The 13543-nt window shown below is 48.8% G+C and carries 19 protein-coding genes and 2 pseudogenes; all 21 read right to left on the bottom strand.

Annotated features, from left to right (window positions below; translation table 11 throughout):
• Positions 1-245: 245 nt before the first annotated feature.
• A pseudogene (locus ACM03V_RS26095) lies at positions 246-382 on the bottom strand (SDR family NAD(P)-dependent oxidoreductase); the annotation flags it as partial.
• Between the two features lie 88 nt (positions 383-470).
• On the bottom strand, positions 471-1430 hold the full coding sequence (locus tag ACM03V_RS26090) for a zinc-dependent alcohol dehydrogenase family protein (RefSeq protein WP_414623715.1): 960 nt from the start codon (positions 1428-1430) through the stop codon (positions 471-473).
• Between the two features lie 240 nt (positions 1431-1670).
• A complete protein-coding gene (locus ACM03V_RS26085) occupies positions 1671-2417 on the bottom strand; it encodes an SDR family oxidoreductase (protein WP_414623714.1) in 747 nt (248 codons plus the stop codon).
• Between the two features lie 170 nt (positions 2418-2587).
• The gene (locus ACM03V_RS26080; RefSeq protein ID WP_414623713.1) at positions 2588-2866 is read right to left on the bottom strand and encodes a hypothetical protein; all 279 of its coding nucleotides are present in this window, start codon (positions 2864-2866) and stop codon (positions 2588-2590) included.
• Positions 2859-3173 (bottom strand): hypothetical protein, encoded by a 315-nt coding sequence (locus ACM03V_RS26075; protein ID WP_414623712.1) that lies wholly within the window; start codon positions 3171-3173, stop codon positions 2859-2861. The genes ACM03V_RS26080 and ACM03V_RS26075 overlap by 8 nt, the downstream gene beginning before the upstream one ends.
• Before the next feature lie 98 nt (positions 3174-3271).
• Complete coding sequence (locus ACM03V_RS26070) at positions 3272-3463, bottom strand: SDR family NAD(P)-dependent oxidoreductase (protein WP_414623711.1); 192 nt, start codon at positions 3461-3463, stop codon at positions 3272-3274.
• 76 nt (positions 3464-3539) lie between these two features.
• Positions 3540-5717 (bottom strand): prolyl oligopeptidase family serine peptidase, encoded by a 2178-nt coding sequence (locus ACM03V_RS26065; protein WP_414623710.1) that lies wholly within the window; start codon positions 5715-5717, stop codon positions 3540-3542.
• Positions 5718-5896: 179 nt separating this feature from the next.
• Positions 5897-6349, bottom strand: a complete 453-nt coding sequence (locus tag ACM03V_RS26060; protein ID WP_414623709.1) for a hypothetical protein — start codon at positions 6347-6349, stop codon at positions 5897-5899.
• Between the two features lie 201 nt (positions 6350-6550).
• Positions 6551-6928, bottom strand: a complete 378-nt coding sequence (locus ACM03V_RS26055) for a hypothetical protein (RefSeq protein WP_414623708.1) — start codon at positions 6926-6928, stop codon at positions 6551-6553.
• A 69-nt stretch (positions 6929-6997) separates the two neighbouring features.
• The gene (locus ACM03V_RS26050; protein ID WP_414623707.1) at positions 6998-7222 is read right to left on the bottom strand and encodes a hypothetical protein; all 225 of its coding nucleotides are present in this window, start codon (positions 7220-7222) and stop codon (positions 6998-7000) included.
• 12 nt (positions 7223-7234) lie between these two features.
• Entirely contained in the window at positions 7235-8272 is a 1038-nt protein-coding gene (locus ACM03V_RS26045) for a hypothetical protein (protein WP_414623706.1), read from the bottom strand.
• Between the two features lie 196 nt (positions 8273-8468).
• Entirely contained in the window at positions 8469-9224 is a 756-nt protein-coding gene (locus ACM03V_RS26040) for an SDR family oxidoreductase (protein WP_414623705.1), read from the bottom strand.
• A gap of 157 nt (positions 9225-9381) precedes the next feature.
• Positions 9382-10050 (bottom strand): NAD(P)H-dependent oxidoreductase, encoded by a 669-nt coding sequence (locus ACM03V_RS26035; protein WP_414623704.1) that lies wholly within the window; start codon positions 10048-10050, stop codon positions 9382-9384.
• A gap of 159 nt (positions 10051-10209) precedes the next feature.
• The gene (locus ACM03V_RS26030) at positions 10210-10803 is read right to left on the bottom strand and encodes a nuclear transport factor 2 family protein (protein ID WP_414623703.1); all 594 of its coding nucleotides are present in this window, start codon (positions 10801-10803) and stop codon (positions 10210-10212) included.
• A gap of 116 nt (positions 10804-10919) precedes the next feature.
• Positions 10920-11096 (bottom strand): annotated as a pseudogene (locus ACM03V_RS26025) (SDR family NAD(P)-dependent oxidoreductase); the annotation flags it as partial.
• 182 nt (positions 11097-11278) lie between these two features.
• Positions 11279-11749 carry a nuclear transport factor 2 family protein gene (locus tag ACM03V_RS26020; protein ID WP_414623702.1) on the bottom strand — a complete coding sequence of 157 codons (471 nt, stop codon included), beginning with the start codon at positions 11747-11749 and terminating at the stop codon, positions 11279-11281.
• Between the two features lie 44 nt (positions 11750-11793).
• On the bottom strand, positions 11794-12075 hold the full coding sequence (locus ACM03V_RS26015) for a Rid family hydrolase (protein ID WP_414623735.1): 282 nt from the start codon (positions 12073-12075) through the stop codon (positions 11794-11796).
• A gap of 22 nt (positions 12076-12097) precedes the next feature.
• Positions 12098-12199: an AraC family transcriptional regulator gene (locus ACM03V_RS26010; protein WP_414623734.1), complete on the bottom strand. Its 102-nt coding sequence runs from the start codon at positions 12197-12199 to the stop codon at positions 12098-12100.
• 40 nt (positions 12200-12239) lie between these two features.
• Positions 12240-12443 (bottom strand): hypothetical protein, encoded by a 204-nt coding sequence (locus ACM03V_RS26005; RefSeq protein ID WP_414623701.1) that lies wholly within the window; start codon positions 12441-12443, stop codon positions 12240-12242.
• 154 nt (positions 12444-12597) lie between these two features.
• Complete coding sequence (locus ACM03V_RS26000; RefSeq protein WP_414623700.1) at positions 12598-13155, bottom strand: DsbA family protein; 558 nt, start codon at positions 13153-13155, stop codon at positions 12598-12600.
• Between the two features lie 127 nt (positions 13156-13282).
• The coding region (locus ACM03V_RS25995) for a peptidoglycan-binding domain-containing protein (protein ID WP_414623699.1) at positions 13283-13543 on the bottom strand (261 nt) is incomplete at its 5' end.

Here is a 13543-nt window from a genome sequence, read left to right as displayed (position 1 = left end):
TGGTTGGATGTATTACGGCGACATCAGGATTTGATTGTTGAAATCAATAAAAATCGCCGTAATGCACCAATGACAGACTATCATAGACATCTCCGAAAAAGAAAAAAGAACTGTATACAAACCTCTCCCCCACTCATGGGAGGCTTTAAAACCCCACTTTCCTACTAGTGTCTTCTGTACAGTAGAGGTAACTTTTGGGAATGGACAGCGAGTAAAACCGCTTCAAGTCCAACTTGTCAATCCACGACAGTTTCTTCACCTTCATCCATTCGACGACCAACCACCACCACCTTTGCTTGTTGTTGGGCATAAGCGATCGCCGTTGCTCTACCAATGCCCGCTGTTCCTCCAGTAACTAAAGCCCTTTATCTTGCAGTATCATCCTGTTTCTCCTGTTCCAATCAACATTGACCTTCAGCACACAATCAAACTCCGATCCGTTTAGCAATTACCAACGCCGTAAAGCTGGTCTAATTTTCTGTAAACTTCAGCACAATTTTGCCCGGTGTTCCTCCCTGCTCTAGACGCTGATGTGCCAGAACGACCTGATCCCAAGAAAATACTGAATCAATCACTGGGCGAAGCTGATGACGCTCGATGAGTTTTGTCAAAGCCTCTAATTTTGCTCGGTACTGGGGTGACAAAACAAAATGAATCGTCAGATTCTTGCCCCATGCTTTAAGAAGCGATTGCGGTATTGCAATGTCTACGATGCTTGTAAGCCTACCAAAGGAACGAATGATTTCTAGACTACGCTGAATTGTTTCTCCGCCGATCGTATCTAGAACTAAATCCACACCCAGTCCATTTGTTTCTTGACGAATGACTTCTACGTAATCTTCATTTTTGTAATCAATCACTCGATCTGCGCCCAGTTCTGTCACGAAATCTCGGTTTCTAGAACTACACGTCGCAAAAACGTATGCCCCTATCGCTTTGGCGAGTTGAACTGCGATCGAACCCACTCCACCCGCACCCGCATGGATGAGAACTGTTTCACCAACTTGTAGATTGCCCCTAGTCACTAGACAATCCCAAGCAGTTCCGCCTGCAAGCGGAAAAGAAGCTGCTTCAATGTGCGATAGATTTGCAGGCTTCAATGCAACAATCGTTGCATCAGCCACATGATACTGAGCGTAGCTACCGGATTCTCCAAAAATTTGCGGCGAGTAATACACGTTGTCTCCCACCTTGAAATCAGTCACAGCTTCGCCAATTGCCTCAATCACCCCTGAAACATCGACTCCAAGGATGGCGGGTAATCGAACCAGTTCCTTGTAATCACCACGACGAGTTTGGTAGTCGATTGGGTTAATCGAGGTTGCACAAACTCTGACTAACACCTGATTCGCCTTCAGTGTTGGTGTGGGAACAGTTTGAATCTCAAACTTATCAGCATCACCAAACGCAGTTAATACGGCTGCTTTCATAGATTCCATCTGTGCCAACTCTCCTTGATTTAGAATAAACAGTGACGGGGTTTCAATACCACTGAGAGTAGGTAAGTTCTCCCTAACTTCGCAAGTCAGCACGATTTGGTAAGGTAGTTACCGTTTAGTATATCAGCCTTGTAGCACACCAAAAAAGTTTCCTCGCTCCCAGTCTGCATCTGCGGGATTCATATGGGTGTTGATTGCTACTTGGTCGTAATGTTTCGCACTGCCGATCGACTACTGCGCTACATACCCGCCATCTACCAGCAATGTTTCACCTGTTACGAACGATGCCATGTCAGATGATAAAAACAGGACTGCATTTGCAACTTCAAGAGCTGTTCCAACCCGTCCGATCGGGTGAAGTCCTGCCAAGTAAGCTTTGGCTTCATCTGTAGCGGCTTCAAACATATCTGTTTGGATTGACCCTGGTGCAACGCCATTAATGCGAATACCCGCTTTGGCATATTGGAGTGCAGCAGCTTTTGTTAAGCCTACTACCGCATGTTTACTCGCGGTGTAGAGGAGTATGTTAGGAAGTGCAACGACTCCAACCGCAGATGCCATATTGACGATTGAACCACTTCCCTGTTTCAACATCTGAGCTATTTCATACTTCATCGACAACCAAACGCCTTTGATATTGACGTTCATAGTGCGATCGTATTCCGCTTCTGTTTGCTCAATCAATGAGGGATTTTCGCCGAACGTTCCTGCATTGTTAAATGCAATATCTAACCGACCAAAAACGCCAACCGCTTTATCAACCATTGCTTTAACATCGGCTTCTTTTGTGACATCTGCTTGCACAAAAATCGCCTCTCCGCCAGCTTCCTTGATCAATCGAACAGTTTCTTCACCTTCATCCATTCGACGACCCACCACCACCACCTTTGCTTGTTGTTGGGCATAAGCGATCGCAGTAGCTCTACCAATGCCCGATGTCCCTCCCGTCACTAAAGCAACCTTGTCTTTAAGCATCATGATAGTTACCTCTTGTTGTGAATGGTTATGTTACTTGCGTCAAAAACTCAATGGGCAGCAATACGTGTAGGAGCCAGCAACAAGAAGCGCCTCGATCTATAACCAGGATGAGTAACGATCCTGGTTGCAAAGTGGGGGGTTTGGGTATTGATGTTTGCTGGCTCCTACACTTAGTCGCGCTCGATTAGTGTGTTTGAAGGTAAGTTGGGATCGAGAGCCTTACGCGCACTGTCAACGCCCACGACGGGAAGTGTACCCGGATCGAGCAAGCCGACTTGAACCAATACACTTGCCTGATCCCAGTAAATGTGTTCGTGGGCTAGTTTGCCATCACGGAACTGGACGATCGTTACTACTGGCACTTCCACCCGTTTTCCGGTGGGAACAACGCCGGGTAATATCCATTCCATCCAAACAGTATGAGTGAACTTAGCCACCATTTCATCCACGAGTCGATCTGTCCCGATCGTGCGCGAGATTCGGGTCAACTCCATGTCCGGCGGGCGGCATCTGTGGAATGAAGTATTTGGAATAAAACTCGCGCAGTGCTGGTTTCCCAACTCCCCCAGTCATTACCGGGATGTGGTTAACGTAAGCATCTTCAACCATCGTAGCGAGGGCATCTTCAGTACTGTGAGTGCCAAACTCGTACTGTAAATGCTCTTCCCAAAGTGCTTGCAAAGCCTCCTGGGCTGGTGTCAAATTGGTAGTTGCTTGTAAATTTGCTTGTCCGTCTACAGTTTGCTCTTTGACCATGATTAAATACTCCTGGTTCTATGTATGCTAAAGTGTCTTGAGTTCCAATGCTTGACTGCTTCGAGATTCTTAAAATGATTTGTCAGATTCTTGTGATGTTAGTGAACTTGTTTCAATGGAGGTATAAGCGTTTCACGAATCAGTTTGGCAGTTTTTTCACCTTCTGCGTCGCGTCTACCGGAGAACACGACTTTTGCTCCAGCAGCACCGAGCGCGATCGCTGTTGCTCTACCAATTCCTAAAGTTGCGCCTGTCACTGGCGCAACTCTTCCTGAGAGCTTTTGTGACATCTATTTTCATACAGCATGTTGATATCCTGCGTTGCTTCATATCCGTTTATCGGGGTGTTCTGCTGCCGTGCTCCGATCATTTCCTATTCCCAACATCCAGCCCTGTCCAATGAGCCGCAAAAGCCCACATATCCGCCGTTTCCTCAATGATCTTGTCGGTGGGCTTGCCTGCTCCATGTCCCGCCCGCGTCTCAATGCGGGCAAGGTGCGGTTTATTACCAATCTCCGCTGCCTGGAGCGCAGCGACATATTTGAAGGTATGACTCGGCACCACGCGATTGTCGGTGTCGGCAGTGGTGGCAAGGATTGCGGGATAGTCCTTGCCGGACTGGATGTTGTGATACGGCGAATAGTTCAAGAGGTTCCGGAAATCTGCTTCCCGTGCTGGAGACCCAAACTCGTCGACCCATGTTTTTCCGCTCGTAAACTGGTCGAATCGGAGCATGTCCATAACACCAACCTGGGGCAGCGCGGCGGCGAACAAATCCGGTCGCTGATTGACCACTGCGCCGATCAGGAGTCCGCCATTCGATCCGCCCTGAATTGCCAAGCCGTCTTGGGGCGTGATTCCCTGCGCCTTCAGATACTCGCTCGCTGCGATGAAATCGTCGAAAACGTTCTGCTTGTTCTGACGACGACCCGCTTCGTGCCATGCCTTGCCATATTCGGAGCCGCCGCGAATATTCGCAACCGCGTACACCCCGCCCTGTTGGACCCATCCCAAATGCTCCGGCGAGAAAGCGGGAACCAGGGGAATTCCATATCCCCCATAGGCATAGAGCAGGGTTGGTGCCGGACGGGTCACATCCTTGCGTCGGATGACAAACATTGGGACACGGGTGCCATCCTTCGACGTGTAGAACCGCTGTTCGATCGCGATCGAGTTGAGATCGATGGCTACCTTGGGTTGTGCCCACACCCGCGCCGTGTTGCTGGCGACATCATATCGATAGATTACGCCCGGAGTGTTGAAGCTGGTGAAGACGAAGAAGGTTTCTGAGTCGTCCTGTTTGCCCTTAAAACCGCCAGCGGTGCCGATACCGGGCAGCTTCACCACACCATCAGCCTTGCCATCGAGCATGTAGCGTCGAACTTGCGTTTTCACGTCAGCCAGATAAGAGATCAGCAACCGTCCAGCAACCAGCGACGCATTGAGCAGAACCGAATCCTGCTCCGGCACCACATCCTTGATCACTGGGTCGGCAGCGATGTCCATCGTCACGACCTTGAGGCGCGGCGCGTCCTGGCTAGTCATGAGGAAGAACTTTGTCTCCACATTGCCGATGACCACCCATGAATTATCAAGATTATCGACCAGCTTGCGGGGTTTCCAGTCGGCGCTCTGGAGATCCACCACGGTCAGTGTGTTGCCGATTGAAACGGGCGTGGAAGCGATCGCGACGTAACGCCCGTCTTCGGTGATGCTCAAGGTATGCAGCATATTCGGCTGATCTGGGGTTGCATAGACCAGCCGATCTTGCGCCTGGGGGGTGTCGATCGCATGAAAATAGACGGCATGGTTGGCTACGCTCGCTTGCGATTCGGTGCCCTGCTTCGGCTCCGGGTAACGGGCGTAGAAAAAGCCAGATCCGTCCTTCGTCCATGCGATGCTGGTGAATCTCGCCCATTTTACCTGATCGTCGAGTACCTTGCCCGTGTTCACGTCCAGTACCCGAATCGTGCGCCAGTCGGTACCGCCATCCTGCACCGCATAAGCCACGCGCTTGCCATCATTAGAAGCTGACCATTCAGCAAGCGCAGTCGCCCCGTCCTCTGCCCAACTGTTGGGATCGATCAGCACGCGCCCTGCGCTATCCACGCTGTCGCGGACATAGAGAACCTGCTGGTTCTGAAGTCCGGAATTATGGAGGTAAAAATACCGCCCCCCCTTTTTGACCGGAATGCTGAACCGCTCATAATTGTACAACTGTTTCAGTCGGTTCTTGAAGATATCTCGACCGGGCAGCGTATTGAGATAAGCGTTGGTAACTTTGTTCTGTGATTCGACCCAGGCGGCAACTGACCTGTCGTTGCGGACATCGTTTTCCAGCCAGCGATAGGGGTCGGCGATCGCCTGCCCAAAGTGTTGCTCGACGACATCAACTCGCTTGGTTTCAGGATAGGTGATTGTAGTAGGTATCATTGTTGTAGACTCCGAGCAGGCGGAGGCGAAATGGGTGGTAAAGAGGAGCGCGATCGCGAAAAGGGCGGCGCGGCGCATCGGTATCTTTTGAATCCTTTTTGCGAATGACATTGCTTTCTCCTTTATCGTCTGAAATGGTTTGACTACATTTTTGTGGTAGCTTCGCATCTTAGTAGTAATAACTTGGACAGTCTTTGCATCTGCTCAAGGCGGCTGCGCCCATACAAATAAGCTATTTGACATACAGAAATCCCATAAAGACTGTCCAACTTATTTTTGTTAAATTCCTTCTAGGGAAGAATGCCGTCCTTTTGTAGTTGCTTCTGGAGCGTTTTCGGCAGGCTTTTAATGTTGCAAAGTTTGGCAGAATCGCCGTCATAGCGCCAGGATTGACTCTCTCTGGAGCGATCGAACTCGACATCGATCTCACAGAAATCACGATCAACAATCGTGTTGCCTCCGGTAATCAGCGTAGTTTTATCGCCTCGACGGTTCTCAGACTCATTCACATGGATTGGCTGCTTAAACGCCCGTTCTCGATCCGTTCTGTAAGAATAGATTGTGTTCCCATTGGGTAACGTGAGTGTCGTCGTGGGTGTACCATATTTGCGAACAAACTCATTGATATCCCGACCAATCCAACTGTTCATCGTGCTATTCAATCGCTCTTTCGATTTGCTATCGTCGCACCCGAACAAGCTCACGCTTGCTAAAATTAGCAGCATCAAAATCCAAGTTTTCATATTCATCCCTCTGTGTTGAAAAGTTCTTCTGTGTTGAAAAGTTCTAATGTATTGACCTTTGAAAGGCATGAGGCTGAAGTCCTGTGCTTACCTCAGCATTAATCTCGTGTTGATCTGGAGTGTACTAAGTTCTAATGCTTGATTTCTTCCAGATTCTTATGGTGAAGAACGAGTTCGTTTCGGCATCGTCCGATTGAAACATTAATGTTCAGAATTCACTCGCCACGTAATCACAATGAGTTCTGCAAGTATTAAGACGGGTAATAGCCGCGAAAACGCTTGTAAAATGGCTTTCATTGTCCAGTTCTGACTCTGAAGCTCCCAGATCGTCACAATAATGTTCACTCCAATCCCCAACCAGGGTATAAGGATTGCTGAATTCCGTCTGCGATAGAAGCGGAGCGTCGCCTCCCGCCAAAAAGGGAAGGTACTGAAGAGACAAACAAGGTAGGACGCTCCTGCACTGGCGAACAGGCTGATTTGAAGACCCGAAGGCAGGTTTGGGTATCCAAGCGCGATCGCCGTCAGACAAACTCCGAGCGCCAGATACAGGAAAGTAAACAAGGTAAATCGTTTCATTTTTTCTTCTCCTTTTCTGTAACAAATACACCCATTGAAAGTAATTGATTGTAATACCCTGACCAATCATCACTGGTGGCAACTATTGCTGACCGTCACTCCATAATCACCATTACTTGTGCCTCCTACCCAATCGGGTAAAACAACAGTTTCAACATTGATCACCTGTATCGTTGTACTTTCGATCCACTGATTGACAGCACTCACAACCTCAGAGAAGGATTCATAATTGGAAGCTCCGCCAAAGAGTCCCCATTCAGTAATTCGAGGCGCAAAATCTTTGCACTGAACCATTTTTCCACCACCTTAAAACTGTAGAGTTGACTTAGAGTCTTCGTAGATAATCGCTCCCGCACTGCGGAGTTCATTCAAAAACCATTCGGTATCCGAGAGCAGTTCGGGTAGGTAAAGACCAGGGCGGGCAAGAGCGCGGTCGTTCAATCCCAATACCGATACGAGAGAAAGAACGACGCTCAGACCCGTTAGTGAGGCTGCGCCATGCTTGAACTCCAGCATTGATCGCGAACGCTGCGTTCGACCATCGGCTTCGCCCTCAATTTCGACGACGATCTCGGTCGCGGCCTCACCGCCCCGGTGGCGACTGGATGATTCGTCAGTCACTAGGTCGAAACGTACATTCGGTGCCCCAGTGGCAGCATGGAGGCTAGCGAGATCGAACGTGGAAAATGCGGTGGCATCAAGTGAGCGACCGTCAATTGATTCGATCTTGCCCTTTGCTGCGTCGCCGGACAGCCATACGCGCCGCCCACCCTCGAATACCATTGCGGCGGGAGCAGCCCCGTGTACCCGCTCCATATCTTCAAGCGACGCTGGACCTGCTGGATCATTCTCGTCGAGGATTGCTCCGATCCGGATCGATTGGATGACCTCGAAGTCTTTGACACTGTTGAGTGCCAGAAACACAGCCGCACCAGCCATCCAGTGACTGGCGAGCACGACGGGTGCTGCGGTCGCACGATGCGCGAACATCGCCAACTCAGGTCCGATTTCGGTGAGGGCAACGTTGATGTTCAGGTAAGGGATGCCCAAGTCCTGCGCGTAGTTCAGTCCTTTGAGTCCGGTTTCGGGAGCCAACATGACCACAGCAGCTACCGAGACATCATCACCGAGACCCAAGTGGGGCTTATCGAGATCTATGGCAACCGCTTCGGCAGCGCCCACCTCCTGGGCGACTTCACCTGCCGATTGCAGGTTCCGGCCTCCGACGAGCACTGGAATGCTGGGGTGCCTCTCGCGGAACCACTTGACGGCAGTGCGCCCCACGAAGCCCGATCCTCCGGCAAAAAGTACCTGTCCTAAAGCCACCTTATTTTCAAGTATCATGATTTCTACCTCTTGCTATGAAACCAGTTGCATTTACCTGAGTGTGATGACTTCCAACACTCAGTTGCTTTCAGATTCTGACGGTGTTTCTTTCAGCGATAGTGAATCTGTGTCGAGGTCATTCCAGCAAATTGCTTAGAAACCACCTATTCAGAACTGCGATCGCAAAAAGATATCTGCCAAGGCAGATCGCGATTTAGCCTGCTGTAAATCCACCATCGATCACTAAGGGTTGCCCCGTAATATAGCTGGCAGCATCAGAGCAGAGAAACACAACCGCTTGAGCAATTTCCGTTGCCTGACCGAGCCGACCCATTGGAACCAAAGAGTCTAAATCATCCGCTGTGATACCCAGTTGCCTAGAGGCGCGATCGAGCAGTTCAGTTGCAGTGACTCCAGGATTCACCGCATTAACCCGGATGCCTTGCTTGGCATAGTCCAGCGCCGCCGCTCGCGTCAGCCCCATTACTGCATGTTTGCTGGCAACGTAAGAAGAAGTCCCCGGAAACGCAACGAGACCACTCGTTGACGAATTGTTCACGATCACACCAGATCTTTGAGACAGCATTTGCTGAATTTCGTACTTCATGCACAAAAACAGCCCCCGAACATTGATTGCCATCAGGTTGTCAAAATCTTCAATTGATTGTTCATGCAGAGGCTTAAAAGAGCCTTCAACGCCTGCATTATTGAAGGCACAGTCGAGTTGCCCGTAGGTTGCGACGGTCTTTTGCACTAATGCTTTGATGTCTTCCTCATTCGAGGCATCTGAATGAACGTATAAGCATTCAGCACCTGTTTCGCGAATCAGTTTGGCAGTTTTTTCTCCTTCTGCGTCGCGTCTACCGGAGAATACTACCTTTGCTCCAGCAGCACCGAAAGCGATCGCGGTTGCTCGACCGATGCCCGATGTTCCGCCAGTCACCAAAGCAATCTTGTCTTTCAGCATCATGATAGTTACCTCTTGTTGTGAATGGCTGTGTCACTTTGTCAAAAACTCAATGAGCAATACGTGTAGGAGCCAGCAATAAGAAGCGCCTCCTACAACCAGGATGAGTACGATCCTGGCTGCGTGCCCCATAAATTCAGTCCCACCAGTTCCATGCCGATCAATACTGACCTACGGCGATCGGCAACTCACGTTCAATGGTTCGCAATCGTTGCGAAAAATCATTCAAGACACGTTGACGAACTGCATCTGTTTGGCGAACGGGGGCATAAACAATCTGCGGAGCAAGAACGTCAAAACCAACGAATTGCAGCATCCCTCGCTGAATTGGGCGCAGAATAGCATGGATATCACCGTTATAACCGCCTGCAAGATAGTCCTCTTCTGTGCTACCTGTGGTCAACGAGAGCATTGCTTGCTTACCTCGAAATCTGCCCGTTTCATAAATATGTCCATTACCGTAAACACGCCCCATAACAAAGACGCGATCGACCCACCCCTTCAAAATTGCAGGGACACTGAACCACCACAAAGGGAATTGCCAAATCATCAGATCGCACCATTCCAGTTTTTGGATCTCAGCTTCAATTTCTGGAATGAATCCTCCAACTTCAATTGCATACATCTCTTCAAGTTGCTGCTTAAAGTAGTCAGGATCTTTGACAGACGTAAAGTTGCGGCGATCAGATGCAGGGTCAAATCTCATGGTATGGAGATCTGAATATTGAACATCATGCCCAGATTCTTTGAACGTGTCAATTGCTGTCTGAAACATTGCTCCGTTAAAGCTTTTCGACTCTGGGTGTGCAAGAACAATCAAAACTTTCATGTGAGTTATTTCGTTTTCTAAGTTTCTAAACTTTTGCTAGGGCTGGATAATCCAGATAGCCTTTTTCACCACGGGTATAGAACGTAGCTGGGTCAGGCGAGTTGCGATTCTGGTTGCAAAATGGCGGGTTTAGGCATTGATATTTGCTGGCTCCTACACTTAGTCGAGATCGCTGGCATGATCGATCAGTGCGTTTGAGGGCAAGCTCGGATCAAGTACCTTGCGCGCACTGTCAACCCCTACAACGGGCAGCGTACCAGGATCAAGCAAGCCAAGTTGAATCAATACACTCGCCTGATCCCAGTAGAGGTGCTCATGGGCTAGCTTGCCGTCACGGAACTGGACAATCACTACCACTGGCACTTCAACCCGTTTCCCTGTCGGAGCAATGCCGGGTAGCATCCAGTCCATCCGAACCGTATGAGTGAACTTACCCACCATTTCATCGACGAGCCGATCGGTCCCGATTGTGCGCGAGAGCGGAATCAACTCCATGTCGGGCGGTATTTGTGGAATGAAGTATTTGGAATAAAACTCGCGCAGTGCTGGTTTCCCTACTCCCCCAGTCATTACCGGAATGTGGTTGACGTAAGCATCCTCAACCATCGTGGCGAGGGCATCTTCAGTGTTGTGAGTGCCAAACTCGTGTCGCAGATGCTCATCCCAAAGTGCTTGCAAAGACTCCTGGGCTGGTGTCAAATTGGTAGTTGCTTGTAAATTTGCTTGTCCGTCTACAGTTTGCTCTTTGACCATGATTAAATACTCCTGGTTCTATCTATCTAAAGTGTCTTGAGTTCCAATGCTTGACTGCTTTCAGATTCTTAAATGATTTGTCAGATTCTTGTGATGTTAGTGAACTTGTTTCAATGGACGTATAAGCATTCAGCGCCTGTTTCACGAATCAGTTTGGCAGTTTTTTCACCTTCTACATCGCGTCTGCCTGAGAATACTACCTTTGCTCCAGCAGCACCGAATGCGATCACTGTTGCTCTGCCAATACCCGTTGTACCACCAGTCACTAAAGCCACTTTATCTTGCAGTATCATTCTGTTTCTCCTGTTTCAATCAATATTGACCTTCAGTAACGAACTGACGAGATTAGCGACGACCAATCCGATCACTTTGGGAAATGGGTTCGGATGCCTCGTCGCGTTTGAACACCTTGTAGGCGATCGCCAGGAATATGGGGATTATCAGCAGCACCGATTGTGAGTAGTGGGAAAACCCTTTAGACATGGTGATTCACTTCTAGAGTTTCTTGGCTGGCTTCATCCTTAACCTCGGCTTTGATGACGAAAGCCTTTAATTCGACAATCTTGTCGCCGCGAAAGCGCCAGACATCGCAGTACGAGTAATGAGCCGCCTTCCCGTCTGCGTCCTTCATTGTGATGTCGCCGAGTGCCGTAACAAAATCATCCTCAGCGATTAAGTTGGCGACCGTAAACTTTGGCGGCTCTATGTATGTCTCTGCCATATATTGGCGAACAGCTTCTTTTCCGTTAAGGGTCTTGTCCCCTACGAACGTCCATTTCGTGTCGTCGGTGCAGAATGACAAGAATCCTTCATAGTTGCCTGCAGCGTTCGCCGCGTTTGCCGCTTCTAAAATTGCTTTATTGTTCTCTGACATCTGAATCTCTCCTTTATTTAAGTGGATGCTTTCACGGAGCGAGAGCGGTTTCTCTGTTGGCGCGTCCTTCACCTCAGCGTAGCTGCCGAATCACCCCGTTGCCGCTTGTGCAAAACTCACGGAACAATTGCAGTAAAACGGATTTCAATCCGCATCGTTGGAAGTCCAAGAGCCGCGACGCCTACCTGTGTCCAAATAGGAGCATGGTTGGGCATATAATGACGAAATAGCCTGACCATCACATCGTTAACTTCAGGGGGCAACCCGCCAACATGGTAAGAATTGACGTGGACAACATGCTCCCAACCCGCACCGGCAGATGCCAAAGTTCGCTCTACGTTCCGATTCCCTGCTTTCCTTTGGTTGTGTTGATCCTCATCTTTGTCTCCTTGACTTATGCGTGTATGTAGTGCCTGGAAGTTAGCGAATCTGTTTTGGAGTCATTCCAATGAGGCGCTTAAGCTGTTGGGTCAGATAGCTTTGACTGGAGAAACCGACTTGTAGGCGATGTCTACGATCGATACTTCTCTCATTAGAAAGACCTTGCCAACTCAGCGCTCGATCATTGGGTAGAACTCTTCTCCTCTATTAATTCGACGCGATCCATTTCGTCAACTTGTACCGGATAAGCTTGTTTCAACAACTTAGCAACTTCTTGCGCGATCGCAATCAGGGCATGATTCACCGAGGAGTCATGAAGAGAATCAGTCTGAGATGTACCTTCATGCTCAGAATTATTCCTGCTTTGTACTAGTAAATGTGACATAGAAATAGTTCAGATCGAATTGCTTCAACGGCGTGCTTGCTAAAGTCAGCTAGCTTCGTCGGGGGCACTTTACAAGTCGCTCATTCATAAGGCTTGATTAAATCACTCTATATTCGCCATCAATTACTAATGGTTGACCAGTTATGAATAGAACTTAGTGACTTGCAGCAACAATAGCAGTCATCAGCTCTATCGTCTTCCAGCGTCCGATATATCGATTTCCATTGATAAACAGGGCTGGGGCTGTTGTTACTCCACTGTGTATTCCGGTTTCGATGTCTTCATTGATACGATTAATATGCACTTGTTTAGACAAGTCTTTGAGAAACTGAGGAATATCAAGCCCTAAATTGTTGGCGTACTCTACAAGATAACCGTTCTCTAACTTTTGCTGATGAGCAAATAAAGTGTCGTGCATTGACCAAAACTGTCCTTGGACAGCGGCGGCTTCAGCGGCTTGGGCTACCCGTTGAGCATGAGGATGAATCTGTATTTGCGGAAAATGACGGAAGATAAAGCATAAATAATCCTCTCCCAAAGAAGCACTAAGCTCTCGTTTGATTACTTGAATCAGCTTGTAAACGTCCGCACTTCTGGAGTCTTGATAGTCTCCGTACATCACCAGCACAACCTTGGCACTCAGCACACCTTGCATCAAATCTTGAATTGAAGGTGGTACAAGTAAGGAACTGTGGCTGCGATCGTCGTTCATTTTTATAAATCTGTATCAAACATGGAACTTTGCAACAAAAGCTGGGAAAAACCTTATGATTTAGGGCATTCCCAGCGTCAGCAATTTGAACGTGGGCTAAATAACTTTGAGATTGGCGATTGCTGCGTTAGCGCAGGTTTCGCCAGCGACGAGCAAATTCCTCTAGCACTGATCTAGATAGTTGCCATTGCAGCCATTCAAATGCCTCTTTTTGATAGGGGTAGTTCGACGGCTTGTAGTGAATGGCTGCATCAGTCAGTTGAATTGGCGTATTGCTACCTCGAAGGGCTTGCCAAGTTTGAGGACCAACGATGCCATCTGTAGCAATGCCATTCTGCTTTTGAAACTGAACCACTGCGGCACGAGTCGCATCGCCAAAGATTCCATC

Source organism: Calothrix sp. CCY 0018, from assembly GCF_963920925.1.
Lineage (GTDB): Bacteria > Cyanobacteriota > Cyanobacteriia > Cyanobacteriales > Nostocaceae > Rivularia.
The sequence above is the reverse complement of the archived record's forward strand: the minus strand, read 5'-3'. Positions and strand labels throughout refer to the sequence as shown.